The 26,482-nt window shown below is 67.7% G+C and carries 20 protein-coding genes; 13 read left to right on the top strand and 7 right to left on the bottom strand.

Annotation, left to right across the window (positions count from 1 at the left end; all coding sequences use genetic code 11):
* Window positions 1–6 precede the first annotated feature (6 nt).
* From MWM08_RS02070 to MWM08_RS02035, 8 genes are all read left to right on the top strand, one after another.
* Window positions 7–843, top strand: a complete 837-nt coding sequence (locus tag MWM08_RS02070) for an alpha/beta fold hydrolase (RefSeq protein ID WP_244457816.1) — start codon at window positions 7–9, stop codon at window positions 841–843.
* 6 nt (window positions 844–849) lie between these two features.
* Window positions 850–1,116 carry a XapX domain-containing protein gene (locus MWM08_RS02065; RefSeq protein WP_244457815.1) on the top strand — a complete coding sequence of 89 codons (267 nt, stop codon included), beginning with the start codon at window positions 850–852 and terminating at the stop codon, window positions 1,114–1,116.
* Window positions 1,117–1,130: 14 nt separating this feature from the next.
* The gene (locus MWM08_RS02060) at window positions 1,131–2,984 is read left to right on the top strand and encodes an amidohydrolase (RefSeq protein WP_244457814.1); all 1,854 of its coding nucleotides are present in this window, start codon (window positions 1,131–1,133) and stop codon (window positions 2,982–2,984) included.
* Window positions 2,984–4,570 (top strand): MFS transporter, encoded by a 1,587-nt coding sequence (locus MWM08_RS02055; protein ID WP_244457813.1) that lies wholly within the window; start codon window positions 2,984–2,986, stop codon window positions 4,568–4,570. The genes MWM08_RS02060 and MWM08_RS02055 overlap by 1 nt, the downstream gene beginning before the upstream one ends.
* 827 nt (window positions 4,571–5,397) lie before the next feature.
* Window positions 5,398–5,934 (top strand): hypothetical protein, encoded by a 537-nt coding sequence (locus MWM08_RS02050; RefSeq protein WP_244457812.1) that lies wholly within the window; start codon window positions 5,398–5,400, stop codon window positions 5,932–5,934.
* Between the two features lie 185 nt (window positions 5,935–6,119).
* A complete protein-coding gene (locus MWM08_RS02045) occupies window positions 6,120–6,452 on the top strand; it encodes a hypothetical protein (RefSeq protein ID WP_244457811.1) in 333 nt (110 codons plus the stop codon).
* A 4-nt stretch (window positions 6,453–6,456) separates the two neighbouring features.
* Window positions 6,457–9,855 (top strand): DUF4132 domain-containing protein, encoded by a 3,399-nt coding sequence (locus MWM08_RS02040; RefSeq protein WP_244457810.1) that lies wholly within the window; start codon window positions 6,457–6,459, stop codon window positions 9,853–9,855.
* Between the two features lie 751 nt (window positions 9,856–10,606).
* Window positions 10,607–11,275, top strand: a complete 669-nt coding sequence (locus tag MWM08_RS02035; RefSeq protein ID WP_244457809.1) for a Crp/Fnr family transcriptional regulator — start codon at window positions 10,607–10,609, stop codon at window positions 11,273–11,275.
* A 107-nt stretch (window positions 11,276–11,382) separates the two neighbouring features.
* On the opposite strand, the gene MWM08_RS02030 is transcribed toward MWM08_RS02035, so the two are convergent.
* Both MWM08_RS02030 and MWM08_RS02025 read right to left on the bottom strand, forming a co-directional pair.
* Window positions 11,383–11,748, bottom strand: a complete 366-nt coding sequence (locus MWM08_RS02030; RefSeq protein WP_244457808.1) for a hypothetical protein — start codon at window positions 11,746–11,748, stop codon at window positions 11,383–11,385.
* A 156-nt stretch (window positions 11,749–11,904) separates the two neighbouring features.
* Window positions 11,905–14,754, bottom strand: a complete 2,850-nt coding sequence (locus tag MWM08_RS02025) for an ATP-binding protein (protein ID WP_244457807.1) — start codon at window positions 14,752–14,754, stop codon at window positions 11,905–11,907.
* Window positions 14,755–14,903: 149 nt separating this feature from the next.
* Between MWM08_RS02025 and MWM08_RS02020 the strand changes: the two genes are divergently transcribed.
* The 3 genes from MWM08_RS02020 (at window position 14,904) to MWM08_RS02010 (ending at window position 18,242) form a co-directional block, all read left to right on the top strand.
* Window positions 14,904–15,470 (top strand): ester cyclase, encoded by a 567-nt coding sequence (locus tag MWM08_RS02020; RefSeq protein WP_244457806.1) that lies wholly within the window; start codon window positions 14,904–14,906, stop codon window positions 15,468–15,470.
* A 135-nt stretch (window positions 15,471–15,605) separates the two neighbouring features.
* Window positions 15,606–17,681 (top strand): S8 family serine peptidase, encoded by a 2,076-nt coding sequence (locus tag MWM08_RS02015; protein WP_244457805.1) that lies wholly within the window; start codon window positions 15,606–15,608, stop codon window positions 17,679–17,681.
* A gap of 387 nt (window positions 17,682–18,068) precedes the next feature.
* The gene (locus tag MWM08_RS02010) at window positions 18,069–18,242 is read left to right on the top strand and encodes a hypothetical protein (protein WP_244457804.1); all 174 of its coding nucleotides are present in this window, start codon (window positions 18,069–18,071) and stop codon (window positions 18,240–18,242) included.
* A 132-nt stretch (window positions 18,243–18,374) separates the two neighbouring features.
* Here MWM08_RS02010 and MWM08_RS02005 read toward each other — a convergent pair whose 3' ends face one another.
* Complete coding sequence (locus tag MWM08_RS02005) at window positions 18,375–18,998, bottom strand: DUF2306 domain-containing protein (RefSeq protein WP_244457803.1); 624 nt, start codon at window positions 18,996–18,998, stop codon at window positions 18,375–18,377.
* Between the two features lie 23 nt (window positions 18,999–19,021).
* Window positions 19,022–19,423 (bottom strand): hypothetical protein, encoded by a 402-nt coding sequence (locus MWM08_RS02000; protein WP_244457802.1) that lies wholly within the window; start codon window positions 19,421–19,423, stop codon window positions 19,022–19,024.
* A 95-nt stretch (window positions 19,424–19,518) separates the two neighbouring features.
* Between MWM08_RS02000 and MWM08_RS01995 the strand changes: the two genes are divergently transcribed.
* Window positions 19,519–20,412: a LysR family transcriptional regulator gene (locus tag MWM08_RS01995; protein ID WP_244457801.1), complete on the top strand. Its 894-nt coding sequence runs from the start codon at window positions 19,519–19,521 to the stop codon at window positions 20,410–20,412.
* A gap of 137 nt (window positions 20,413–20,549) precedes the next feature.
* Here the strand turns inward: MWM08_RS01995 and MWM08_RS01990 are convergent, their stop codons facing one another.
* Window positions 20,550–20,993 (bottom strand): CBS domain-containing protein, encoded by a 444-nt coding sequence (locus tag MWM08_RS01990; RefSeq protein WP_244457800.1) that lies wholly within the window; start codon window positions 20,991–20,993, stop codon window positions 20,550–20,552.
* Between the two features lie 478 nt (window positions 20,994–21,471).
* Between MWM08_RS01990 and MWM08_RS01985 the strand changes: the two genes are divergently transcribed.
* The gene (locus MWM08_RS01985; protein ID WP_244457799.1) at window positions 21,472–22,383 is read left to right on the top strand and encodes a class I mannose-6-phosphate isomerase; all 912 of its coding nucleotides are present in this window, start codon (window positions 21,472–21,474) and stop codon (window positions 22,381–22,383) included.
* Window positions 22,384–22,390: 7 nt separating this feature from the next.
* On the opposite strand, the gene MWM08_RS01980 is transcribed toward MWM08_RS01985, so the two are convergent.
* Together MWM08_RS01980 and MWM08_RS01975 are read right to left on the bottom strand one after the other, a co-directional pair.
* A complete protein-coding gene (locus tag MWM08_RS01980) occupies window positions 22,391–23,662 on the bottom strand; it encodes a glycoside hydrolase family 130 protein (protein ID WP_244457798.1) in 1,272 nt (423 codons plus the stop codon).
* A 20-nt stretch (window positions 23,663–23,682) separates the two neighbouring features.
* Window positions 23,683–26,028 carry a glycosyltransferase family 4 protein gene (locus MWM08_RS01975; protein ID WP_244457797.1) on the bottom strand — a complete coding sequence of 782 codons (2,346 nt, stop codon included), beginning with the start codon at window positions 26,026–26,028 and terminating at the stop codon, window positions 23,683–23,685.
* Window positions 26,029–26,482 lie beyond the last annotated feature (454 nt).

Genomic DNA, 26,482 nt, shown 5'->3' with positions numbered 1-26,482 from the left:
GCGATCATGCCCTTCGCAGCCACCGCCGACGGCGTCGAGATCTTCTATAAGGACTGGGGCCCGAAGGACGCCCAACCCATCGTCTTCCACCACGGCTGGCCGCTCAGTGGCGATGACTGGGACGCCCAGATGCTGTTCTTCCTCGGGAAGGGGTTCCGCGTCGTCGCGCATGACCGGCGCGGACATGGGCGTTCCACGCAGGTCGGCAGCGGGCATGACATGGACCACTACGCGGCCGATGCCGCTGCGGTGGTGCAGCAGCTCGACCTCAGCAACGCCGTGCATGTCGGCCATTCGACCGGCGGCGGCGAGGCCCTGCACTACACGGTGAGGCACGGCCAGCCGCAGGGCCGGGTCGCGAAGCTGGTGATGATCGGGGCAGTGCCGCCGCTCATGCTCAAGACGGCGTCCAACCCCGACGGCCTGCCGATCGAGGTGTTCGACGGATTCCGCGCCGCCCTCGCCGCGAACCGTGCGCAGTTCTTCGTGGATGTCCCGGCGGGGCCGTTCTACGGCTACAACCGGCCCGGCGTCGCGACGCAGCCCGGTATCGTGAACAACTGGTGGCGGCAGGGCATGATGGGCGGCGCCAAGGCGCACTACGACGGCATCAAGGCCTTCTCGGAGACCGACTTCACCGACGACCTGAAGGCCGTGACGGTGCCTACCTTCGTGATGCATGGCGACGACGACCAGATCGTGCCCATCGCCGATTCCGCGCTGCTGTCGGCAAAATTGGTCAGGGGCGCAACGCTGAAGGTCTACCCGGGCTATCCGCACGGCATGTGCACCACGCATGCCGATGCGATCAACGCCGACCTGCTGGCCTTCATCCAGGGCTGACACGTCATGCGGCTCTACCTCGCAGCGCTCGGCGCCGGCCTTGTGGTCGGCGTCGTCTACAGCCTGCTGCAGGTCCGCTCGCCGGCGCCGCCGGTGGTGGCGTTGGTGGGTCTGCTCGGCATCCTGATCGGCGAGCAGGTCCTGCCCGTCGCACGCCACCTCATCGCAGGCGAGGGCCTGTGGTCGGCGATGGGCCTTGCCGGCTGCAGGGAGCATCTGTTGGGCCGCCTGCCTGGCCGCGCGACACGGGACGAAGCCGCGCCACCCTCGTGACGGGAGCAAAGACGATGCCCGAGACCGCCGACCTGATCCTGCACAACGGCCGCATCACCACGCTGGACCGCAGCAACCCGGTGGCCGAGGCCATCGCCATCCGTGACGGCCGTGTGCAGGCCGTGGGCCGCACGGCGGACATCATGCCGCTTGCAGGTGCGCAGACCCGCCGGATCGACGCCGGCCGCCGCCGCGTCATTCCCGGCCTGATCGACAGCCACATGCACATCATCCGCGGCGGGCTGAACTACAACATGGAACTGCGCTGGGACGGCGTGCGATCGCTGGACCAGGCGATGGCGATGCTGAAGGCGCAGGTAGCCATCACGCCGCCGCCGCAATGGGTGCGCGTCGTCGGCGGCTTCACAGAGCACCAATTCGTCGAGAAGCGCCTGCCTACTCTCGACGAGATCAACGCCATCGCGCCGGATACGCCGGTCTTCATCCTGCACCTGTATGACCGCGCGCTGCTGAACGCAGCGGCGCTTCGCGCCGTGGGCTACACGCGGGACACGCCGAGCCCGCCAGGGGCCGAGATCCAGCGCGATCCCGCCGGCAACCCGACCGGGCTGTTGGTGGCGCGCCCCAATGCGGGGCTGCTCTACGCGACGCTCGCGAAGGGCCCGCGCCTACCGCCGGCGTATCAGAAGAACTCGACGCGGCATTTCATGCGGGAGGTGAACCGCCTCGGTGTCACCGGCGTGATCGATGCCGGCGGCGGGTTCCAGAACTATCCCGACGACTACGCCATCATCGAGGAGTTGCACCGCGAGGGCGACCTCACTGTCCGCATCGCCTATAACCTGTTCACGCAGACCCCAAAGGGTGAGCGCGAGGATTTCGCGCGCTGGACCAGCATGATCGCTCCGGGTCAGGGGGATGATCTCTACCGACACAACGGCGCCGGGGAGATGCTCGTTTTCTCCGCCGCCGACTTCGAGGATTTCCGCGAGCCGCGTCCCGACCTTCCAACCGGGATGGAGACCGACCTCAAGGGCGTGGTGCGCCTGCTGGCCGAGAAGCGCTGGCCCTTCCGGATGCACGCGACCTATGACGAGACAATCTCTCGCGCGCTGGACGTCTTCGAGGAGGTGGACCGCGAGGTCGGCTTCGAGGGGCTGCGCTGGTTCTTCGACCATGCCGAAACCATCAGCCCGCGCAGCATCGAGCGCGTGAAGCGGTTGAACGGCGGCATCGCCGTGCAGCACCGCATGGTCTACCAGGGCGAGGATTTCGTTGCGCGCTACGGCGCGGCCGCCGCCGAGCAGACGCCACCCATCGCGCGCATGCTGGAGGCCGGCATTCCGGTCGGTGGCGGCACGGACGCGACACGCGTCGCCAGCTACAACCCCTGGGTCGCGCTGTGGTGGCTGGTCTCCGGCAAGTCGATCGGTGGACTGCGCATGACGCGGCCGGACCGGCGGTTGGATCGCGATGCGGCGCTACGTCTCTGGACCGAGGGTTCCGCGTGGTTCTCGGGCGAGCAGTCCGTCAAGGGACGGTTGGTGCCTGGGCAGCTGGCGGATCTGGCGGTGCTCGGCGCCGACTATTTCGAGGTGCCCGAGGACGAGATCCAGGACATCGCCGCGGTACTGACGATCCTCGGGGGGCGCGTCGTGCATGGGGCGGAGGAATTTGCGCCGCTCGCCCCTCCGCTGCCGCCGGCCATGCCGGACTGGTCGCCGGTGCGCCGCTTCGGCGGTTACCAGTCCCGCCTGCGTGCAGAGGCAGCGATCACCGAGACCTGCGCCTGCGCAACCGCGTGCGGGGTGCATGGCCATGCGCACGCTTGGGCGCGGCTCGATGCGCCGGTGCGCGACCAGGCGGGCTTCTGGGGCGCACTTGGCTGCTCCTGCTGGGCCTTCTGATGGCGGACAGCGCCCTCGCGCCACTGCGGCACCGTGTCTTCGCCGTGCTGTGGACGGCCACGGTCTTGGGCAACATCGGCACGTGGATGCGGGATGTCGGGTCCGGCTGGCTGATGACCTCGCTGGCGCCATCGCCAGTAATGGTCGCGCTGGTGCAGGCGGCGGGCACGCTGCCGGTCTTCGTTCTGGCGCTTCCGGCCGGTGCGCTGGCGGACGTGCTCGACCGTCGCAAGCTGCTGATCGTGGCGCAATGCAGCTTGGGCGTCGTGTCGGTTCTTCTCGCGCTGTGCACCGCGACAGGAATCATGACGCCCTGGCTGCTACTGGTGCTCGTGCTTGCCGGCGGCGCGGGGGCGGCGCTGGCGGCGCCGGCCTGGCAGTCCTCGGTGCCCGAGATGGTGCCGCGCGCTGATGTGCGGGCGGCGATCGCGCTCAATTCGATGGGCGTGAACGTCAGCCGCGCCATCGGGCCGGCCCTGGGCGGACTGCTCGTCGCGACACTGGGGGTGACAGCGACATACCTTGCCGATGCGCTGAGCTACGTGCTGGTGATCGCGTCGCTGCTCTGGTGGAAGCGCGTCGCGCCGGAGACCGATGGCCCGCGCGAAACGCTGCACGGCGCCATGCGCGCTGGGCTGCGCTATGCGCTGCATGCGCGGGGCCTCCAGCGCGTGCTGCTGCGGGCCGTGGTGTTCTTTGCGCTTGGCGCCGCGCATTGGGCGCTGCTCCCGCTGCTGGCAAGGCATACGCTGGGCGGCGGGCCGGGGCTCTACGGGTTCATGCTGGCAGGCATCGGCGCAGGGGCGGTGGGGGGCGCGCTGGCCCTGCCATGGCTGCGCGAACGCCTCGGCGGCGCCGAGCGCGTCATGCTCGCCGGCGCGTTCGCGAATGCGGCGGCGCAGGCCGGGCTGGCGGTGGCGCCCAACGGTGGCATCGCGGTCGTCTTCTGCGTCCTGGCCGGCATCGCCTGGATCGCGGTGCTGACGACGCTGAATGCCGCGACGCAGGCCGTGTTGCCGAACTGGGTGCGGGGGCGGGGCCTCGCGGTCTACCTCACGGTCTTCTCGGGAGCGATGGTGCTGGGAAGCCTGTCATGGGGCCAGGTCGCGACCTGGATCGGCATCGTCGGCGCCTTGCTCGTGGCCGCCGCAGGCGGGGCTGCGGCCGCGCTGGTGGGCCTTGCGCTGCCGCTGCCGGCAGGCGAGGAGCCGCTCGATCCTTCGCGCCACTGGCCGGATCCGCACGCAGCGCATGCGACCGATCACGCGCATGGCCCGGTCGCAGTGCAGGTCGAGTATCGCGTCGCCCCCGAGCGCCAGGCGGCCTTCCGTCAAGCCATCGCGCCGCTCGGCGCCATCCGCCGGCGCGACGGCGCAACGGCCTGGGCGGTCTTCACCGATGCCGACGATCCGGCGCGCGTCGTCGAATGGTTCACCCTGAGCGACTGGGCGGAGCACATGCGCCAGCACGGGCGCGTGACGGTGGCGGACCGTGCGGTGCAGGAGAGCGTGAACGCACTGCACGAAAGTGCCGATCCACCGCGGGTGACGCATCTGTTCGGGCTGGCGGTGCGCCATCGCAGCTGACCTGCTCATTTCCCGATGGCCCGCCCGATGTAAGCGAGGCTGGGAAGCGGCAAGGGCCGTCTCGGGCTGTTGCGGGGCGTCGCCGCGGCCGCCTTCGCTCCCGGCGGCGAACGCATCACTGACTGGCTCGCCCGACCGCCAACTCAACCATTGCATCGTCGTCCCGGCCCGCGTCAGTCACGCAACAGGTCATCCCAAGGCAGTCTGGCATGAGCAGCCGTGTCGCCAACGCTCGCGCCCAGACGCCGGAGGACATCGATGCCGCACGCTCAGTCATCCGCGATTTCTACCGATGGGTCATGCCATCGATCGACGTCCCCCTGGCTCCCAATGCGTTCTCGGGGCATAGGTCGAGTTTGCGGGGGCGGCGGTCATGGACTGGCGGCCAGGCAAGTCAGCGGGGCCGTGGGAGCAGCACCGCTGCGGTCCCTCAAGCTGTCACCCCGCGGCTGCGGCCTGCGCCGAGAGAATTTCAGCGCCCGGTTCCCGAAGCTGCTCCGGTCTTCTTTCTGACAACGTGTCTCTCGCGGTCAGGGCACCGCGCTGAGGTGCAGGTTTGGCCGAGGTTTGCAGGCGGGCCATGTTGGTTCGGTTGCGCAACTACCGCCAAATCCGCGGCGCGGAGCGCGAAGGGTCTCCGGACCCTCACGGTGTGCCGAATTTACCCTCAAGCTCAAGTTATTGAATTCCGATCTTGTTATGCAGGCACCACTTTGGCACTTCAGTAAGCCTAACTACCCACCAATCTCCTATTGCGGCGAATCGTTGATCCGCTTCCAAGGTTCCACGGCGCTCGAGCGCCGCGCCGCTGCAAAGTTTGGATGTTCATGGACGACATCGACCGCGTTTTCGCCCGCTTCAAAGACGATAAGCCGGAACCGGCGGACCGGCGCGAAACGCTGAGCATTCCTCGCCGTAACGGGGCCGGCGGCAGCAGGACCGTGGAAGTCGTGCACGTGCGCTCGACCGGCGCGCCCGCAAGCAAGGGTCAGCCCCGGCGCCTGACGTTCACCGATCGCGCCGCGACGTGGGAGAACGGGTTTCCGGCCAGGCCTTCGACACAGCCCCCTGCAAAGGTTGGTGCCCAGCCGCCCACACGGGCGGAGCCGGTCACGCATGTGATGCCGATGTGGGAGCCACCACCAGTGGTGGCCAAGGTCACCATACCGATCTGTGCTGAAGCGCCCGTGGCTGCGGCCTCGTCTGCCGCAAAGGCCCGCCATCCGGCGACGCGCAAGGCAGCGAAACTCTTTGCTGATCCATTCGATGCATCCGACGACGGCGCGAATTGCATGCGCTGTGGCTACGCGGTCGAGCCCACGCGAGCGAGGCGCGGGCTGATGACCTGTTCGGCGTGCGCGTAGGCCTCGGGCTGGCAGGCCCTGCTCCGCACGGGCAGCAGACGAGGGTCGCGACCCTTGTCATGGCCTAGGGCCAGACCGCCCGGCATCGCAATGCCCACGGGCGCTTGCCGCCGCTGGATGGGAGGTGGCACACATCTCGAAAGGCCGGGAGATGTGCGATGAAACTCGTCATCCAGGATCAAGCGATGGCGCGCGCCCTGCAGCCGGGTCACGTGCTCCACTGGCGCGAGGGCGTGCCGCTCACCCTCGCCGCCCTGATCCGCGAACGCGTGCTGCTGGAACTGAACCGCGCCACGGATGCCGCCGGCGCAAGGCCGCTGGTTGAACTCGGCGCAGCAGCCACAGAGGATCCAGCCTTGAGCGAGCGTGCCGTGGCCCTCGCCCTGGATGGGTTCCGGCGCAACGCCTTCTTCGTGGTGGTGGACGACCGCCAGGTGACCGACCCCGACACCGTGATTGTTCTGAAGCCAGATACGGCGATCACCTTCGTCCTCCTCATGCCGCTGGTGAGCGGCTGAGCCCTTGGCGGAGGAGGCTGACCCGCCGGGCAACCCCTTCACCGCGTGGCTGCGCGGGCTGCTGACGCCGCGTGCGGCGCCGGCGGTGCCGGCGCCGCCCACAGCCCCGCTGCCCGACACCGCCATTTCTCCGCAGCGCATGCAGGACCTGGAGATGTGGCAGACCTGCCCCCTCGGACCGGGTCAGCGCCGGGCCCTGATGGGCGAAGCCTGGCCCGTGCTGCTGCGTGTGCTGGAGGAGGCGGATGCGACCGCGGCGGGCCTCTATCCAGTGCATCTCTTCGCCGCCATCGCGCCCGCCGTCGCGCGCCTCTCCCTGGCCGAGCGCGCGGTCCTCGCGGAGGAACTCGCCGAGCGCGTGCGCACGCGCCCGCCACTGACCGGGCGACCCAAGCTCGACGAACACGTGTTCCCGGCGCTGCTGGCGCACCTGCCGCCGCTCGACGCGCGCAGTGCAACGGCGCTGTTCGTGGTGTTTGGCCGTGGCGCCAACCAAAAGGGTTACGACGGCGGCAGCGGGCTGGGCGGCTTCGGCCGCCTTGTCGGCCGAATGGAGAAGATCGGCGGCTTCAAGAATCACCCGCCGCTCATCGACGCCTGGGCCGCGATCCGTGCCCGCCACCCGAAGATGCACCCCAACGCGGCCAAAGCGGCGGGGCTGAACGCCAGGGTGGAGGTCCTCCTCGGCATCACCCCCAAGGAGAAGGTGGCAGCGCCGCGGCCGGAATCTCCCGTATTCGTCTTCGAAGGTCTTGGCGCGCCCGCGGATGCGGCGCGCGTCCTCGCGTTTGCCGAGGCCTATGCGCTGCTCTGCGCCGAACTCATGGCGTGGCTGCGGCCACGGACCGGGCCCGGGCAGCCGGATTGGCGCCTGGAGGCGGCGGTCGCCTTTGAGGAACGTCAGACGGGGCAGCCCGTCCTGCTTCCGCCGGAAGGGACGCCGCACTATGCCGAGGCCAACAGGGCACGCCGGGAAGCGGTCGCCGAGTTGATCGGCCGTACGCCCCTCGCGGCGCTGGTGCCGCTCGATCCGCCCGCCTGGGTTATGGAGGCCGATGGCATCTTCGCGGCGGCGGTCGCGCGCCACGGCGCCACAACCATCTGCTGGCCGCCAAGTGCGAGAGGGCTCAGATTCCGCTTCATCGTCGCCGGCGATGCGCGCAGCCAGGCGGAGATCGACTTCTCAGACCGCGTCATTCGCGTGGCGCGCGGACGACGCAGCGCGGAGCGCCTGTTCGGCATCCGCTTCCGCAACTGGAACGCCGATGAGATCCAGGAGGCGGCGGCGCTCAAGGCTGCCGATGCCGGCCTCTTTGACCTTCTCTGGAGCGCGCGCGCCACCGAACCGTCCGGCGCCTGGCTGCGCAAGGCCGAGGCGCTGCTCGGCGGTCCAACCGCCGCCGCGTGCCGCGAGGCCACCCGTCGCTGGCTCGACCTCGCCGCGGAGGCATCTGCCGGAATGCCGAGCCCGGCCGAGTACCGGGAGGCGCTTCGCTACCGGCAATTCGAGAGCGCCGTGCTCGCCTTCCTCGACGTTTTCGACGGACCACGCGAAGCCGCAATCATGGCCTTGTGCACCTCGGCCAAGATCAAGCCGGGACGTAGCGACGCCTGGTTCCACCACGACTGGCAGGAACCGCCGGCCCGTTTGTCGAACGCCAACGACATCGTCCTGCGCGGCGCTGTCTGGTTCGTTAGTCTCGACGCAGCCGAGGTCCCGCGCCTGCTGCGCGTCGCGCTCGCGATGCTCGAGAAGGTGCCACTCCTGGGTGGCGTGACCTACCGCTCGCTGATCGGCGTCAATGCCTGCATCGGCGCGCTCGGCCGCATCGCGACGCCGGAGGCGGTGGTCGCGCTCGGTCGCATCCAGCGCCGCGTCCGCGACGAACGCCTCGCGAAGACCATCGCCAAGGCGCTGGCGACCGCTGCCGCCAAGGCCGGCACGACCATCGAGGAGCTCGAGGAACTGAGCGTCCCGGACGTCGCCCTCGAACCTGGCCCCGACCCCGTGCGCGTGGCCGAATTGGCCGGCGGCATCACCGCCACGCTTGGCATCGCGAGCAGTACGTCAGCCACTGTCACGCTGCGCCGCGCCGACGGCAGCGTACCGAAGTCCACACCCCTCGCGGTGAAGGGCGACGAGGACAGCACCGCTGCGCTCAAGGACCTGCAGGCGAGCGCGAAGGACATCGCCGCCATCCTGCCCGTGCAGCGCCTGCGCCTCGAACGCAGCTGGCTCACGGGCCGCAGCTGGAGCGGGCGCGATTTCCGGGAACGATACCTAGACCATCCGCTGCTCGGCTGGCTCGCCGCGCGCCTGGTCTGGACCATCACGCCGGCGAGCCGCGAGCCCTTCAGCGCCATGTTCCACGACGCCGCGACGCCGATGGATGCCCAAGGTCGGGTGCGGACGCTAGGCGATGCCGACCGTGTGGCGCTGTGGCATCCGCTCGCCCCCGTCGAGCCCGGCGCGGTCGGCGCCTGGCGGTCCCTGCTGCTGCGCGATGGCATCGTGCAGCCAATCAAGCAGGCTTTCCGCGAAACCTATCCGCTGACGGAGGCCGAGCGCGCCACCGCGACCTATTCCAACCGCTTCGCCGCCCACATCCTGCGCCAGTCGCAGGCGAACGCGCTGGCGCGGCTGCGTGGCTGGGTCTGCCGCACGCGCATGTCTGCCGACGTGCCGAACGACGAACCCACGCACATCAAACTACCCGCCCTCGGCCTGTCAGCCGAGTTCTGGACCAAGCCCGATGGCGAGGGCGACGAGATGACGGAAGGCGGCGCGCATCTGTTCCTCGCGACCGACCGCGTGCTGTTCCGACCGATGCGTGACGAGGGGGACTGGCGGCGCGACGGTGGCCGGGGCCTGCGCGTGGGCGTCGGCGCGGTGGCGCTCGAGGACGTGCCGGACATCGCCTTTTCCGAGGTGATGCGCGACGTGGACTTGATCGTCGGCGTCGCCTCGATCGGCCGCGACGAGGCCTGGGCAGATGCCGGCGCGCAAGCGCAGCACCCGAGCCAATGGCGCCGCGGCGCGGCGATGGACTACTGGCAGCGCTTCAGTCGCGCCGAGTTGCAGGAAAGCGGCCGGGTGCGGCGCGAGGTACTCGCGGCGCTGCTGCCGAAGCTTGCCATCGCCGAGCGTTGCCGGCTGGAGGATCGTCACCTGGTGGTGACCGGCGCGCTACGCCGCTACCGCATCCACCTCGGCTCGGCTCACGTGCTACTCGACCCGGAGGACCGTTATGTCTGCATCGTCCCGGCGGATCGCGATGCCGCTGCAGGCATCCGCCTGCCCTTCGAGGGCGATGCGGTGCTGTCGCTGATCCTGTCGAAGGCCTTCCTGCTCGCCGCGGACGACCGCATCACGGACAAGGGCATCCTGTCCCAGATCCGCTGAGTCACTCTGCGACGGCGCGGCCCATTGGCCATCGATGACCCACAGGCGGGCGCTGAGCCCCTCCGGCGTCTCGCCGCCGGTTCAGGCGGAAGCACCGCCAGTGAGCCTCCCTCGGGCGTTGCGGCGGCGGTGGCGGCTTCCGGAGGCTCAGCCGCGACGGCGCCTGCTGAATCTTGGCCGGCGCCGACGGCCAACATCGACATCACGGTGCAAGACGCGCAGCGGGGCGCCGTCGCCGACGCCTCGCAGCGCCTCGAGGGTCGACGGAATCGACTCGGCGTCGCGATGATCGATACCTGTTCAGTGGGAACATCTGGGTGTGCCGCTCGCGACGCACGGGAAGATCTTCGGGCGCCTGTCGGTCCTCTGCAAGCCTACCCGGGAGTGCTCATGACAATCGGACGGGGCCTAACGCATGCCAATCGAAAGCCGCATTTGCGTGCAGTTGGCCGAGCTGCCCCGGGACAAGGGGATCCAGGGTCAAATCCGGCGCGGTTGCGTTGCCCCGACTGCGCTGCCAAAGGTTAGGCGAGGTCTGCCGCCCGTCGCCGGCGCGGATGTTCATTGTTGAAGCTGGCTGCCACGCGGCGCAAGCTCACGCCTGTATCCGGAGAGGCTGGTGATGAGCGCTCCTGAACCACACACACGGCCACATGCCGCCATAGGGTTGTCGCCCGCGATAGACTCAGCGGCGAACGATGGCGCACGCGTCGAACGCCTGCGGCGTTTGCCGATACTCCGTTCGGCGTCGGTGGATGAACTGCGACGATCTGCCAAAGTCGCGACGTGGCGGACCTTCGGTGTCGGCGAACTCATCCTGGATTCCGACGACGCCTCGGGCGATGTCTGGTTCGTCCTGGAAGGGGTGGTCCGCATCCTGGTGCGTGCTCCGTCCGGACGCGAGCTGATCCTCACCGACATTGCTGCCGGTGGCATGTTCGGCGAGATCGCGGCCATCGACGGCGCGCCGCGCACCGCTTCCGCGACCGCACTGGTGCGCTCACAGCTCTGCGCGCTGCCCGGCTCCGCCTTTCTGGATGCCGCCTGCAGCACGCCGGCAGCCTGCCGCGACCTGCTGCGCCAGATGACCGAAATCCTGCGCCGCCAGTCAAAGCGCCTTCTCGAACGCGAAGCCTTGCCGGTGCGCCTGCGCGTGCATGCCGAACTGCTCCGGCTCTCTCGACCTCGGCTCGGCCGTGACGGCCAGACGGTGGGTGAGGAGCGGGTCGTCAGCCCGCCGCCGCGCCAACATGTGTTCGCCGCGCGGATCGGTACGCGCAGGGAAGCGGTGTCAAGGGAATTCGCGGATCTGCTTCGGCTGGGCGTGATCGCGCGCGAGCGAGGCGCGATCGTGATCCGCCAACCGAAGGCCTTGCGCGACGCCGTCGAGGCGGAGATCGAAGCTCAGATCGGCCTGTGAGCCTCGTACGGGACTGATCGCCACACCGCGAGATGCCCGGCCAGTTGCCTGGCCGGGCGATACGCGGAGTATCGTTCTTGGGTGCAAACAGGCACGCTCACATGGCGCTACTCGCCGGTGCCCCACGCCTCCGTGCCACGGGCCGCCCGTTCCTCGCCGCCATGCAGCGCCATCGCGGCCGGTGCCATGCCGAAGGCGCTGGCCGGAAGGTCGCTCGGGGCAGAGGTGGCCTCGAAGTAGTCGACGCCGATGCCATCGCCGCTCGCGACGAAGGTGGCGACGAGGGGCGACTTCGCCTGTGGCACGCCCAGCAGAGCGCTCCTGGCGCGCGGGTCACTCGGCGACACGTAGATCACCTCGGCACCTTCGCCGCTGCCAGTGAAGACGGCGATGCGATCCTGCGCGAGGGCCGGCGAACCAACCAGGATGCTCGCGAGCACGACGGAGCGCAGCCGATGAAGCCTGGACGTCATTGAAGTTCTCCTTCCTCGCTCGACGACCATTCGTCGAAGCGATGGGGAGAACCTGCTCGGCGTCGCGCCGGAAATCGGTGCAATTTCGCACGTGTTCCCGCCCTGCCGCGGGCGGCGCGCCACGCGGTGTGCGAGTTCCCACATTTGAGCGCCGTCCTACGCCGGCGCCTCCGGTGAAACCTCCGCAGAATCGGGAACCGCCAACGCGTCCTCGATCGTCTCCTCCAGGCCCATCAGCCGTCCCTTCAACCATGCGGCATCGAAGGCCGCCTCGCCGATGCTGGCCCGGGCCTCGGCAAGCGCGACTTCGCGCAGGGCTTCGACCGCCGGCCAGAAGGCAAGTCGGCTCGCTTGCTGCATGGTCGCGGCCCCCGCTGCGAGCCTGACGGACTGCTGTGGCGCGCCCAGCTGCTGCGTCAGCAGCGCCAGGTCCTGCACGGTCTCCGCGACGCGATCTCGCGCGCCGACATCGCGGAAGATCACAAGGCTGGTCTTGAGCTCCTTCGCGGCCAGGGCGGTCTCGCCACGCGCCAGTGCCGCGGCCGCCAGACCGGAATGCGCCAGCCCGATGCCCCAGCGGTCGGAGACCTGGCTGCTCAGTGTGAGAGCGCGTCTGCAAAGCTGCTCGGCACGCGCCGCCTCACGCATGCGCAGCAGTACCTTCGCCAGGTAGCCCAGTACCCGCGCCGCACCCCAGGTGTCTCCGATACGCTGTTGGACTTCGAGCGTTTCCTCATACAGCGTTGCCGCCTGATTGAAGTTCCCGCGGAAATCCTCGGCGATGGCGAGATGAAACAGCGAACGGGCAATGCCACGATCCTCGCCGCGCTGCCTACGCAGGTCGACACTCTGCCGAAGGATATCGACCCCGAGGTCCAGCTCCCCGAGCCACTGCTTGACGAGCCCGAGGTGACTGAGGGCCCACGCCAGGCCTTCTGCATCGTCGAGCCCGCGCCACATGGACGCTGCTTCCTCCAGCACGGCATCCGCTCTGTCAAAGTCGCCGACCATTCGGGCAAAGGTTCCGTCGGCCGTCAGCAAGGTGGCGCGACCGTGTGGCGAGGCAACGCTCTTGCTGGCGGCATGAACCTGCTCGATCCAGCGGCTCCCTTCACGGAGATAGGCGCGGCGGAACCAGAAGACCCACAACGCCGTGGCGAGCCGAGCCGCAAGTTGCCGGTCCTCGCACTCAGCCGACAGGGACCAAGTGAGCGCAGCGCGGAAATTCGGGTGCTCATTGTCCAGCCGGGCGAGCCATTCCGCCTGATGCGGGCCGCCGAGCTCCTTGCTGCCCTTCTCCGCAAGCGCGGCGAAGTACGACGCATGGGCTCGCATCACGGCGGGTCGCTGCGCATCTGCATTGAGCAGTTCGATGCCGTATTCGCGGATGGTCTCCAGCGCCGCGAAGCGCGCCTCGGTGCCGACACGTTCGACGCGCTGCAACAGGCTGTTTTCGACCAGCGTGCTGATGACATCCAGGATCCCTCGCGTCGGTTGTCCCGCCGTCACGCCGCAATCTGCCAGTGCATCTTCCACCGCAGCAGCCGCATCGAGGGAGAAACCGCCGACGAAAACTGACAATCGAGCGAAGACGGCGCGGTCGTCCCGGGCCAGCAGATCGAGGCTCCATCCGATGGCGCTGCGCAATGTCCGATGGCGCGACGGCGCGTCACGCTCGCCGCCCGTCAGCAGGACCAGCGAGCCTGAGCCCGTCACGTCACCCAACTGAGCAAGGATCTCCTGTGGCGTAAGGAGTCCGATCCGTGCGGCGGCGAGTTCGATCGCCAGGGGCAGGCCGTCGAGCCTGACGCAGATCCGCGCAATGGCCGTGAGGTCGCTGTCGTTTGCACTGAAGTGCACGGAGACGCTGCGCGCGCGGTCCACGAACAATGCGACCGCCGCGAACCGCGTGAGGGTTTCGACGGCGCCAAGTTCGGACGGATCCGGGACGCCAAGCGTGGGTACCGCATAGTCCCGTTCGCCGCTGAGCCGGAGGGGCGCGCGGCTCGTTACGAGGACCCGGACACCGGGGCAACTGGACAGAAGATCCGACACAAGTGAAGCGGCTGGGAGGAGATGCTCGAAGTTATCGAGAACGAGAAGCATCTCCCGCCGGCGCAAATGCCCGAAGAGCAGTTCCTCCGGCAGCGTCGGGCCCGACTCCTGCAAGCCCAATCGGCGAACGATCGCCGATGCGACGAGGGTCGGATCCGTGATCGCCGCCAGGGCGACGTAGCAGATGCCATCGCGGAAACTCTCCCGCGCGTGCCGCGCCACGGCAATGGCCAGTCGCGTCTTTCCGGTTCCGCCAGCGCCCGTCAGGGTCACAAGCCGCGTATCTTGGCGCGTCAGCAGGTCCTCCACCTCCCGCGTCTCGACAGCGCGGCCGAGCAGGGACGTACGCGGCACCGGCACGTCCGCATGAACCGGCTGGGCCGATCGCAATGGCGGAAAGCCGTGCTGTCCGCCAGGCATCAGAAGCTGGAAGATCGGCTCGGCTTCACCGAAGTCCCGGAGCTGATGCTCGCCCAAGGCGATGATCTGGATTCCTGCAGGAAGGTGGCCTGCCACCAGGGTGTGCGTGGCTGCCGATAGCAGCACCTGCCCGCCATGAGCCGCATCGCACAATCGTGCCGCACGATGGACGTCGAGCCCGACATACCCGCCTCCAGCCGAAGGATCGGCACGGCGCACGAGGGCCGTATGCATGCCAATGCGCACGCGAACCACCATGGCACCAGGCCAGGGCGTCGCGGCCAGCGACGCCTGGCACTCGATTGCCGCCGCTACGGCATCCAGCGGGCTGCGCGCGAAGGCGACGAAGAAGGAGTCGCCCTGACTGTCCAGGACACGCCCACGACGAAGCTTGAACACCCGCCGCAAAGTCGCGGATAGGTCTGCATGCATGCGGGTATATGCCTCGTCACCCAGCTTGCGCAGTAGACGTGTCGAACCCTCTACATCGGTGAAGAGCAGGGTGACCCAGTGTGGATCGTTCGTGCGCATGGGTCGAACCCGCAGGGCTTCCTGACGCGAAGCAATTTGCGTGACTTCCGGTGGGTATTTCGGACAAGATGTTCGAGTTCAGTACAGCGTAACGCATAGCCAAGACCGTAAGCCAAGCAAATCGTTCGACCTGGCAGAAGGAGGTGGTTGTGGGAGGATGCGGCGTACTCGACGAACCATGCGAAACGCCCGAGCCGGACCCCCCACCGGCTGGGGATGAAGCGGACGTCGTACGGGACTTTGTCCTGCGCGTCTGGAACCACGAATGGACAGCGGCTGAGAACGACGCGTTCCTGACGGCGCGGGAAGCCGGCGACAATACCTATGTGCCGCTGGCCATGGCGTCGGCACTCTCGGAATTACGGACCGCGAGCACCATTCGGCATCGCCACGATAGCGCCGGTGCACCCATACGCTCCTCGGGCGAGAGCGATTACCGCATCTGCGTGAACCGCGTGCACGAAGTCGCCCAGGACCTTCACCTCGCGGTCCTCGACCTGGCCGTAGCCGGCGAGATCGTTACGGCACACATTACCATGACCGGCGTGGATCGACGCGCAGATGGGATGAGCAATGCGACCGGGGCGTTCGGTGCCACCCGCCCGAGCGGCCGGCCATTCGAGTTGCCGATCACGACGATGTATCGCGTCGTCGACGGCAAGATTGCCGAGGACTGGCTGTTGCGTCGCGGCGAGCCTGCCTACGGGCCCCCATGATCTCGACGACCAGGAATCGCGAAAGGCTGGCCTACGATTCGGGTCCGGCATCATCGGACGAAGGATCGGTAGCGCTGGCCTAGGTTAACGGTCACCAACCTGGCCACGCGCCGGGAATGGAGAGGGATGCGTCGCATGATCCCCTTGGACCCCGCGCCACCGCAAGACGGCCCTTCCACCGTGGTCATCGCTCCCCTCGCAAGACGGGCGGCACGCCCCAAGCTGGATGCGCGTCTGGCATACCTTGCAGGGCTGTCGCCCGAGCAACTGCACCGATTGAAGGCCACGGAGGATGCCGTGTTCGCACGCTTCGCCGGCACGCAAGGCGGCGACACGTCGCCTTCGCCGTCCTTCGCCCCGTTGAGCGCCGGCGTGCTGCTTCCCGCGAGTACTGCCGCACCTTGGCGGGACGGTGGTCTGTGTGCCCGGCTCAGCGAGGCGACCTTCTCGGTCCTGATACTTGGGAGCGCGAGTGCACGTGATCTGATCGAGGTCGGGGTACGGCCACGCAGCCGCAGCGGCGATGTCGTGACGGCCCTGCTGCCGCTGTCGAGTCTGCGGCGTGTAGAGGCACTCGATAGGATCGCCTTCATCGAGCTCGCCCGAGCCTGGAGGCATGATCTGGACGAGGCCATCCCCTTCGCGGGGATCGATGCGCTGCACGGAGCCACGCCGTCGGTGGACGGATCAGGCACGATCATCGGCATCATCGATAATGTCATCGACATCTACCACCCGGATTTCCGCGACGCGCAGAACAAGACAAGGCTGCTGTCGATCTGGGACCAGACGCTGACGCCGACGGGCACCGAGACAGGCCCCCCGCTGCATCCAGCGCTGCCGGGCTTCCTGCCGGATCTCGGCGCGGCCTATGGGGTCGAATATCGTCGCGCCGCGATCGATGCCGAGCTCTCGGCCTTCAATCCACCTCCTGTGCCGCCGTATCAGATCGTGCGCCATGCGCCGCCAGACCCGGCGGTGACGCCGAAGCCGGTTGTCGACGCCGCCACGCACGGCAGCATGGTCGCCGGATGCGCAGCCGGAAACGGCCGAGGAGGCGGCGCGCCAGGCGCGGCGCCGGGAAGCTCGATCATTTTCGTGAGTCCGCTGAGCTATGATAGCGGCGTCATGCTGAACGCGGACAACACCGCCATACTGGACGGCTGTGCGTACATCTTTGCCCGCGCGCAGGAGACCGGGCGTCCCTGCGTCGTGAACATCAGCCTTGGCGACAATCAGGGGCCGCACGACGGGACCACGTGTGGCGAGCGGTTTCTCGACAGCCTGCTCGGCGTGCCCGGACGCGCGATCGTCCTGTCCGCCGGCAATTCGACCACGACAGCCGCGCATGCGGAGGGCATCGTCGCGCCCGGTGCGCCGGAGAGGCTGGTCCTGCGCTACGCCGCGAACCCGTCGGACCCGACCGACTTGCCGCGGAACAGCGATACGATCGAGATCTGGTACGCTGGCCTGGACCGCATCACCGCGACGCTAACCGTGCCGACGACACCGGCGACGGTCATCGGACCGATCGACGCAGGATCCGCCTCCGGCGATGTCATCGTGGGCGGCGTCACCGTCAGCATCACGTCAGCGGTGAACGACCCACGCAACGGGGACAACGTGCTCACGATCCTCATCGTCGTGCCTGACGGCGCGAGCGTTCCCCTCGGCGATTGGCAGATCCTGCTGACCGGCACGACGATCACTCATGGTGCCTTTCATGGCTGGGTCGATCGGAACAATCGTGGCAAGTCGATGTGGATGCCGCCCCATCGGCAGGAGTCCCGACGCACCATCGGCGTTCCGGCGACTGCCCGCCTGCCGATCACCGTCGGAAACCACGGGCCGACGGCGAATCCGCCGGCGATCTGGGGAACAAGCGGGCTCGGGCCGACACGCGATGGCAGGGTCAAGCCGGACATCGCCGCGATGGGGCGGAACATCTCAGCGCCGGTACCGCGGAACATGCGGACAGTCCCGCCCGGTGCGGCCACCTATGCGAGCGCGACGGGGACCAGCTATTCGGCCCCGATCGTGGCGGGCGCTGCGGCATTGCTGTTCCAGTGCCGCAGTCCAGCCGTGACGTGCGCGACGATCAAGCAGATCCTCACGCAAACGGCAGGCACCACAGGCCTGGCCATTCCAAGTAATGCATTCGGCCAGGGCTATCTGCAGATGGGGGCAGCCTGTGAGGCCACGATTGTGTAGGCGAGATGCCGGCTGACCGTTCAGTGCGCTGCGCCCCGGGGAGCGATCTGGGTCGAGAAGTCGAACATCGTCGGGTCACGACCGTTCTGCGCGGGCCGTAACATCGTCGCGAGTTCGGAGCAATCAGAGCGCGGGAACCGGATGGTCCCCTGAGAAGGTTCGAATTCCGGCGCGCCCCCTCCGCACGTTTTGCTTTGGTTCGCACCGCGACGCTGCTTTTCGCTATGGCTCTCGCATCCGCCCGGCGAGACCATCGACGTCTCGCGCCATCAAGCGGTGGGTGCATCGACAATCCGGCAACATGCGCACGGCGATGGCAGCTGGGTGACGCCTGCGTTGCTTACATTCGCGCGCACCGCAGCGCGCGTCTCCTGCAGGATGCCGACGGTGTTGACTGACGACCGGGCCAGCCAACAGGCTGTCATCGGCGGCGCGCTGACGGTCATCGACATGAACACTGGCGATGCGCCGCTGAAGGCGATCCCGCGCACCCTGCCGTCCGCGGCGGGCGCGAAAGACATCGGCCCGTGCGAGCAGGCAGACGGGCGAAGTCTTCCGTGAGACGACCTGGTTTTTTTGGCGGGTCCGCGCTCCGCACCGCCGTCATTGCCGCTACCGCTGTGGCTGTCTGCCCTGCCGATGGTCACCGCGGCCCTGATCCGGTTGGGTCACGGCGCTGACAGGCTGGAATGGTCAGGGGAATGCAAGCCTCCGGACGACCGATTCGCCCACAGCGATGGTCAGCAGCCAGGTGGCGACGACCGCGACGTCAGAGGCCAGCCCCGTGGGCGGTTCTCCAGTGACCAGGTAGACGGGGAACAGGACCAGCGCGACGGTTCCCGATCCCATGCCGATGACATATGCGCGGATCATCCAAGCGCGATGTCGAAGCATGGACTGCGCCCGCGCCGCCGCCACCCCCAACACGAGCACTGCGATCAGCGCCAGGCCAAAGACCCCCCGTGCGGCATCCAGAAGCCCGGTTGCCATGCTCTCGACCTGTAGCAGCAGCGCCAGCCCCGACAGCGCCAACACCAAGCCCGCAAGCACAAACACGCGCCCACTCACGCGATGCAGAGTCCCGAATTGGCGACGAAGGGCGCGGACGAACTGTAGCGGCCCGAGTATGCCGAACAGCACGCCCGCGAGTGCGTGAAGGAAGAATGCGACAGGAACAGAGGCCAGTCGCAGGCTGTCCTCCGGCACCGCACCAAGCGGGATCTGCACCACGCGGACAGCGGCCATCATCACGGGAATGAAGGTGCAGACGGCCAGAGCGAGAACGAGCCGAATCGGCCGGGTGAAGGCGCGGATCATGTCGACTTCGCTTCAGGGAAAGATCAGCACCGCCCTGCCGCCCGCAACAACGCATTGCACTCACCGCCGGCGCTCCGATCACGTTGGCCCGTTGCCGCGGGCCCCACACTGCCGCTCGCTCTCGGGCCACCCGCCATGGGCGTGCAGATGGCATCGGAATGCGGTGTCTGCCCGAAGGTCACGGCATTCTGCAGGCCGGTGGCTCCGTACAGGTAGCAGCGGTAGGCCGCACCGTCGCGCGTGTTGACGGTGTAGTTGATGCGGCCTCCGGCTTCTTCGCTGCGGTCGGTAATGGAGAACTGGCCGACAGTTCGCCCGATGGCCTGAGCAGTGCGCTGCTCCAGGCCATCCTGACTGATGGTGGCCGCACATGCTGCCAGGAGGAAAAGCGTGGCAGCGAGTGGTGCGATAGATCGAATGGGCATGGATGGCTCATCTCGGCGTTGTGAAGCTGGTCACCTACCCATGCAGCGATACGCGTGGAATTGGTGAAATCCGGCGATCACCCATACAAGGATGTATGGATTGGATTGCCACGAAGCTCGATTGGAACCGTATCCGCGCCTTCCTCGCCACCGCCGAGGCGGGTTCACTCTCCGCCGCGGCACGCGCGCTCGGCCTTACCCAGCCGACGCTCGGCCGCCAGATCGCAGCGCTGGAACGTGAGCTTGGTGTTGCCCTGTTCGAGCGGGCCGGTCGCGGCCTGGTGCTCACGCCCACCGCCGGGGCATTGCTCGACCATGTCCGCACGATGGGCGAGGCCGCCGGCCGCCTGGCACTGGCCGCCACCGGTCAGTCGCAGCGGATCGAAGGCGCGATCCGGATCACCGCCACCGAAGCCTGTGCAGCGCACGTCCTGCCCCCGATCATCGCGAGGCTGCGCGCAACACATCCTGGCATCACGGTGGACATCATCGCGACCGATCGCACGGCCGATCTGCTGCGCCGCGAGGCCGACATCGCCATCCGCAACCTCGACCCGCGTGAGCCGGAACTCATCGCCCGCAAGGTGGGGGAGGACCGAGGCCGGCCCTACGCGACCCCGGGCTATCTCAGCAAGCTGGGCCATCCGCGCGGCTGGGATGATCTGGCGCAGGCTGAATTCGTAGCGTTTGGCAAAACCTCGGACTTCATCGAGGGTATGCGCGCCTTAAGCCTGCCCGTGACGGCGCAGCAAGTGCCGGTTCGGGTGGACAGCCACTTGGTGCATTGGGAACTGGTGAAGCAGGGCGCGGGCATCGGCTTCAACACGGAAGCGGTCGGCGACGCAGAGCCACGGGTATGCCGTGTGCTGCCTGATACGGCGCCCATCGTCTTCCCCATCTGGCTCGTCACACATCGGGAACTGCACACCAGCCGGCGCGTGCGTGTGGTCTTTGATCTGCTGGCCGATGCGTTGTCGTCGCAGCACTGATCCGACTGGCCGAGGTGGTTTTGCATCTTGTTGCACCAAGCCGCCAGCTCCGACAGGGATCGCTGGGCGAAGCGGCGTTTCGTCGTGGCTCACGCGACCCGCTTCAGGCGTCATCGAGGCGCCCTGCCGATTGCACGTCAGCCCCCGGGGCCGTCCCTCATGACGTATCCCATCAGGTCACCCACGTTGCGCTCCAGGTCCCGAATGATGTCCTTGACGACGTCTCCGATCGAAATCACGCCCACCACCTTGCCAGCGTCCAGCACAGGCAGATGGCGAAAGCCGCGCGAAGCCATCATTGCCATGCAGCCTTCCAACTGGTCGCCCGGCTTCACCGTCACCGGGTTGCTCGTCATCACCTGACTCACGCGCGTCTGCTTCGCATCGAGCCCGGGCAGCAGCACTTTGATGGCGCAGTCCCCCTGGGTCACGATCCCGACCAGCACGTCGTCGTCGATAACCAGCACCGATCGGACGCGATTGTCGCGCATCTGACGCAAAGCCTCGACGACCATGTCGTCGGAACGCACATGGATCAGGGCGCCACTCTTCTGGGCCAAGGTGGTCTTGACTGTGTTCATCGACATCCTCCCGTGAGTCCTGTCCTTCCCCGCCTCGGCAGTCTGCATTGAAGGCAAGTGCATCGGCAACGTCGACGGCACGGATCCGGCTGCGCGGTGCCGCGACTTCGTCGATGCTGCGCGTCGCTCGACATCAGAAGCAGGGCCATCGGGCTCGGTCGCCAAGTGTGTGGTGGAACGACAGCGTGCGTGCGCCGGCGCCCAATGTCAGCGCCTCTGCGGCGGAGCTGGACGAGGCACCGCTGGCGGTGCCGTCCCGAAGCGAAACGTGCCGCAAGACTGAGTGCCCGTCTTCCTTCGACGGGCTCAAGCTCAGGGTGGGAACATCCAAGGCGACGGAGTCGCACATATCGCAGGTGCGACCGACCGACCAGCCGCCAAAATGTGTTCACTCCCCGATACCGCCGCGTGGTTGTCGTCGCAGGTGCCGCGTCCCAGGTGAATCCGACACGGTGCGTCCAGAGAAGGTGCAGGCCCCATGAGCCCTACCGTGCTGCATATTCGGCCCAGATACGTCGAGAGGATTTGGGGACGGCAGGATCTCGGCCAGTGGATTGCCGCACCCCCTTCGGCAGACCGTTCCGCCATAGGTGAAGCATGGCTTAGCGACCTCGGCTGTGAAATCGAAACAGGCGGCACACTGCGCGACCACCTCGCACGCAGCCGCACCGCTCGTAGCGGCCCGCCTCTCTTGGCCAAGCTTCTCTTCACGTCGGCGCCGCTGTCGGTTCAGGTGCATCCGACCGACACCGCCGCCCATGCGTCGCGCCGATTCGTGTCCGGCAAGGACGAGGCCTGGCACACCCTGGAGGCGGCACCCGACGCCCAGGTCTGGATCGGCCTTCATGCGCCCGTTGTCGCCGGTGCGCTTCGTGCGGCCGCGGTCGACGGCACGGTGCTCTCGCTGATGCGCCAGCACGCTGTGCGCGCCGGCGAAACCATACTTGTGCCCGCGGGCACCGTGCACGCGATCGGCGCTGGCCTGGTACTGCTCGAAGTGCAGGATCCCGTCGATGTCACGTATCGGCTGTACGACTACGGCAGGGCGCGCCCATTGCAGATCGAGGACGCCTTGTCTGTCGCCGATCTCGGCAGGTCGCGCGCTGTCATCGGTACAATGACGACCCTAGAGCGGCAGACGCTGACGGTTGGTCCGCGCTTCGTGCTGGAGCGACTTGCGGTGTCTCGCGGTGTCACACTCGCGCCGGATGGTCGACACGAACATATCCTTGTGGCGCTTGCGGATGATGCCACGCTGAACGGCCGTGCTCTGGCACGCGGCACCGCGGCGTTCGTTCCGGCCTCAGGCGACGCGGTATCCATCACAGGCACCGCCGTCGCCCTGCTGCATCCCGGGCCGGGCCCGAGCCCCTGCCTCGCGATGGGCTGATCGCGCTTCACCCCATGGCGTCGATCAACGACGCCACGGGTATCACGGCGAAACGTGTGGCGGTATCCGACGCCGCATACGGCAGGATCAACTGCCCCTCATGCACCATCGATCCGCAGGAATAGACGACGTTGGGAACATAGCCGTTTCGCTCGTCCCCGATCGCCGTGAGCATCGGCTTGCGCAGCCGCGCGATCATCCGGCTCGGATCATTCAAGTCCAGCAGCGCCGCACTGATGCAGTAGCGTCGCATGGCGCCCACGCCATGCGTGATGACGAGCCAACCTTCCGGCAGTTCGATCGGGCTACCGCAATTGCCGATCTGCACAAACTCCCACGGTTCCGCTGCGGCGAGGATTTCCGTCGCGTCGTTCCAGACATGCAGGTCATCCGATCGGACAACCTGCAGCGTCTCCCCATCCGAGCGCGCCAGCATCACATACCGCCCCGCGATGCGGCGTGGGAACAGCGCCATGCCCTTGTTGTTCACCGCGTCCCCGCGCAGCGGCACAAAGGAGAAGCGACGGAAATCGTCGGTCCGAAGCATTTCTGGTGCAATCTCCCGCCCGGAATAGGCGGTGTAGGTCGCGAAGTACGACACGTTCCCGTCGTCCTCCACGAAGCGCACCAGTCGCGCATCCTCGATACCGTTGCGCTGCTGCTGGGTGATCGGGAAGATCACGCGCTCGCCGAGCTCGGTGCCGGGAGAAAAGGTGACGTCATAGTCATCCGCCAAACGCACCGCAGTGCTCCGACGCGGCGTCCTCGCGAGGCGGCCCGGCGGATCGAGACGTATCGTACCCGCCGCGGTGACGATCCCCGAGCTAAAGCAGATCGAGCTGATGTGCCCCTCGCCTGTGGCGCGCAGGCTCATCACGAAGCGAACCTCACCCGCATCAAGCCCTGCCTGGTCTGGATGCGGGACGATCGACGGGTTGAACAGCGCCGTGGACTGGAAGCTGTACTCATTGCTGAAGAACGCTCCGATCAACAGCCGGCGCGCCTCGCTCGCGTCGTCCTCAAGCCCCAACAGGTCGCGGATCTGGGCGTAGCGCTCGGTCAGGATGGTCGTGAGGTCGGCATGGCGCGTGCCGAAATCATCCAGGATCGTCGCCATCTCCGCTTCGACCGTCGCCGTGTCCATCGCCAGGATTCGGTCGATCAGGCGCGTCGCGCGTAGCAGGTCCGATCGGTGCAGGTCCCGCGGATCAAGGGCCGAGAGAAACGGACGCAGGATAACCCGTGAAGCGTCCGGCTCGATCAGGATCGGGAGCCTCACCACACCCGGATGGCACCTGCTCATTCGGCGACCTGCACGAAGTCGGCAAAGAGGCTCGGTTTTGACGCAGCCACTGCCGCACGGAGCTCCGTCGCGGACATCAGGTAGGCGAGAGTCGATTCCGCACCCTGGTTGCCGTTCACGCGGTCACACAGCAACCCGTCGCAGCAGCCGCCCGTGTTCGGGTCGTACAGCGGCTGACCCAGGTCATTGTTGCCCAGGAACCAGGCGAAGGCGCGCTGCGCCTCGGTGAGCCAGGCGCCGTCGCCGGTCACGCGCCAGGCCTCGAGGCATGCGCCGATGGTGGCCGCTGCCTCGAGAGGCTGCTGGTCGTACAGCGCGCGTTCCCCACCGCGACGCCAGAAGCCTCCGGAACCGATCGGGCGGAAATGGCCGGCCTCGGCCGTCTGGACCTGGCAGAGCCACTCGAGCGCTTCGATCCCGCACGCGACCCACGCCGCACGGCCAGCCTGATGGCCGGCGGCGATCAGTGCCTGCGGCAGGCGGGCGTTGTCGTAGGAAACGATGTCCTCGAACCAGGTCCAGCCCGGCCGCCGATTGCCGCGCAGGTGATCGTAGAGGCGTTCCGCCAGGCTGGTCCTTAGCCTTGCGAGGCGCAGATCCTCCGGCCGTACCGCAAGGACCTCGACAATGCCCAGAAGCGCGAAGGCCCATGCGCGCTGAGACGTCAGCGCGAGCACCGGCGGTGCAGAGCGTTCAAGCAGCCCATAGGCCCAGGCGCGGTACGATGCATCGGCTGCCTTCGCCGCGACGGTGCCGACAGCCCAGACCGCGCGCCCGTGACTGTCGTCGGAGCCGACGGCTTCCAGCCAGCGACGATCATAGGCCATGAAGTTGCGGAACCGCCCGGCGCCGGCATCCCAGGCATGCTGCACGAAAGCTGCGGTCACGCCGAACAGATCGGCCGCAGGCGCCGGCGCGGTTCGACCAGCGGTCAACTGAGTGGCGAGTATCAACCCGCGCGCATTGTCGTCGACGCAATAGCCATGCGCACGATCGACGATCGCCAGCGTCGCGTGCTGCGCGAGGCCCGTCGGGTCCAGCAGCTGCGCGAGATGCGCAAGGTTCACCGTCGGTACGACAGCCCGCTGGGACATTACGGCCGGGCGCAGAGGGGCAACGACGCCAGTACCACCTGCCTTCCCGACCATCTCGCGCGGTCCCGACCTGGTGCGGTTCGACGCTTCCCGTCGCACCTGGTCGAACACGTCGCGGTACCGCTCGCCGATGCGCGACCATCGCATGTCATTGCCCAGCGCATAGGCGGTCTCGCGCATCGCCTGTAGGCGGCCCGGGTCTGCAAGCAACCCCACGACTGCCTCGGCAATGGCCGGGGGATCGGCGAAGGGCACCAGCACACCGCGCCCGTCCGCGAGCAGTTCCGCAGCATGCCAGTAGGGTGTCGAAACCACCGCCTTGCCCATGCCGAAACTGTAGACAAGCGTCCCCGAGACGCTCTGCTCCTCGTTCAGGTAGGGCGTGAGGTAGATATCCGCCGCGGCGATGGCGCGGGTCAGCGTCGGCAGATCGACGAAGCGGTCGAGGAACCGCACATGGTCGCCGACCCCTAGTTGCGCCGCGAGGGTCTTGAGGAAGTCGCGATGCGCCTCGCCCGCGTGCCGCAGGATGTTCGGGTGCGTGGCGCCGAGGACGAGGTAAAGCGCGTCAGGCCGGCGCGCGACGATCGCCGGCATGGCGCGGATGGCCTGTTCGATGCCCTTGCCCGGCGACAGCAGCCCGAATGTGAGGAGCACGGTCCGCCCGGCGGCGTCGAATTCAGCCTTGTACCCGGATGCCGGATTGTCGGCCGGGATCTCAGGGATGCCGTGCGGAATGACCGATATCCTGCCGGGCTCGACATCGTGCACGCTGCTCAGGATCCGCCGTGACCGTTCAGTCATTACGACAAGGCGATCAGCGTGGCGGATGACGTCGCGCATGACGCGGAACTGACCCCGCGTCGGGCGATCCAGCACGGTGTGCAGCGTCGCGACGATCGGCATCGTCGCGGCTTCAAGGAGGGCAAGCACACGCTCTCCGTCCCGATCGCCGAAGATGCCGTATTCGTGCTGGACGCAGAGCACATCGGCATTCACCTCGCCGAGGAATTCGGCTGCGCGGACGAAGGCGCGCGTGTCGTTCTCTGGAATCTGGAACCAGACCTCCGGCGGATAGGCGTGGCTGGCCACCGTCTCCGTCATTGCCATGACGAAGCATTCGGCGCCCGGCACTGCACCGGCGACGGCAGTCCGCAGGTCGCCTGTGAACGTGGCGAGGCCACACATCCGCGGCGGATGGTTGCCAAGGAAGGCGATACGGTGAAGCGGCGGGGCGGGGGAACTCATGTGTCGCGGCTCCTGCTGCTGATCCGCCTGGCGGATGGTGGTGAAAGCACGACGCGCGCGCGACCTTGCGGTCCTGTGGAAGCACCTCCACCCACCGACGGCGTTCACGCGATCGACGTGCGCAATCAGATCCAACGTTCGGCATCGTAAATCGGTCGACCGCGTGATGCGTCCGAGCGATCACCAATGGTTCATCCGCGGCACTGTCCGCCCCGGGCATCGTGGACGATGGTGATGCGCCAGGTGCAGCGGGGCCGTTTGGCCCTCAAATCGCGTGCCCACCGCACGACTCATGAACCGATCGCGCAAATCGCGGTGACGTCGCCGCGCTGGCGGTCGGCATGGGTGCGCGGCCCACCGCGGGAGCGTCCACGACGACGCATGGCGGCCACGGTGCACCTCCACCCAGGCCAGAACTATCGGTAGCGACGCCACGCCGACAGGCTCGGAAACT

Origin of the sequence: Roseomonas fluvialis (assembly GCF_022846615.1) — a bacterium.
Lineage (GTDB): Bacteria > Pseudomonadota > Alphaproteobacteria > Acetobacterales > Acetobacteraceae > Neoroseomonas > Neoroseomonas fluvialis.
This window is presented reverse-complemented; position numbering and strand designations above follow the sequence as displayed.

Bases quoted from the DNA above. Each gene is read 5' to 3' on its own strand.
- MWM08_RS02070 (WP_244457816.1), top strand. From the start codon at position 7: ATGCCCTTCGCAGCCACCGCCGACGGCGTCGAGATCTTCTATAAGGAC.
- MWM08_RS02065 (WP_244457815.1), top strand. From the start codon at position 850: ATGCGGCTCTACCTCGCAGCGCTCGGCGCCGGCCTTGTGGTCGGCGTC.
- MWM08_RS02060 (WP_244457814.1), top strand. From the start codon at position 1,131: ATGCCCGAGACCGCCGACCTGATCCTGCACAACGGCCGCATCACCACG.
- MWM08_RS02055 (WP_244457813.1), top strand. From the start codon at position 2,984: ATGGCGGACAGCGCCCTCGCGCCACTGCGGCACCGTGTCTTCGCCGTG.
- MWM08_RS02050 (WP_244457812.1), top strand. From the start codon at position 5,398: ATGGACGACATCGACCGCGTTTTCGCCCGCTTCAAAGACGATAAGCCG.
- MWM08_RS02045 (WP_244457811.1), top strand. From the start codon at position 6,120: ATGGCGCGCGCCCTGCAGCCGGGTCACGTGCTCCACTGGCGCGAGGGC.
- MWM08_RS02030 (WP_244457808.1), bottom strand. From the start codon at position 11,748: ATGACGTCCAGGCTTCATCGGCTGCGCTCCGTCGTGCTCGCGAGCATC.
- MWM08_RS02025 (WP_244457807.1), bottom strand. From the start codon at position 14,754: ATGCGCACGAACGATCCACACTGGGTCACCCTGCTCTTCACCGATGTA.
- MWM08_RS02015 (WP_244457805.1), top strand. From the start codon at position 15,606: ATGATCCCCTTGGACCCCGCGCCACCGCAAGACGGCCCTTCCACCGTG.
- MWM08_RS02005 (WP_244457803.1), bottom strand. From the start codon at position 18,998: ATGATCCGCGCCTTCACCCGGCCGATTCGGCTCGTTCTCGCTCTGGCC.
- MWM08_RS02000 (WP_244457802.1), bottom strand. From the start codon at position 19,423: ATGCCCATTCGATCTATCGCACCACTCGCTGCCACGCTTTTCCTCCTG.
- MWM08_RS01995 (WP_244457801.1), top strand. From the start codon at position 19,519: ATGGATTGGATTGCCACGAAGCTCGATTGGAACCGTATCCGCGCCTTC.
- MWM08_RS01990 (WP_244457800.1), bottom strand. From the start codon at position 20,993: ATGAACACAGTCAAGACCACCTTGGCCCAGAAGAGTGGCGCCCTGATC.
- MWM08_RS01985 (WP_244457799.1), top strand. From the start codon at position 21,472: ATGAGCCCTACCGTGCTGCATATTCGGCCCAGATACGTCGAGAGGATT.
- MWM08_RS01975 (WP_244457797.1), bottom strand. From the start codon at position 26,028: ATGAGTTCCCCCGCCCCGCCGCTTCACCGTATCGCCTTCCTTGGCAAC.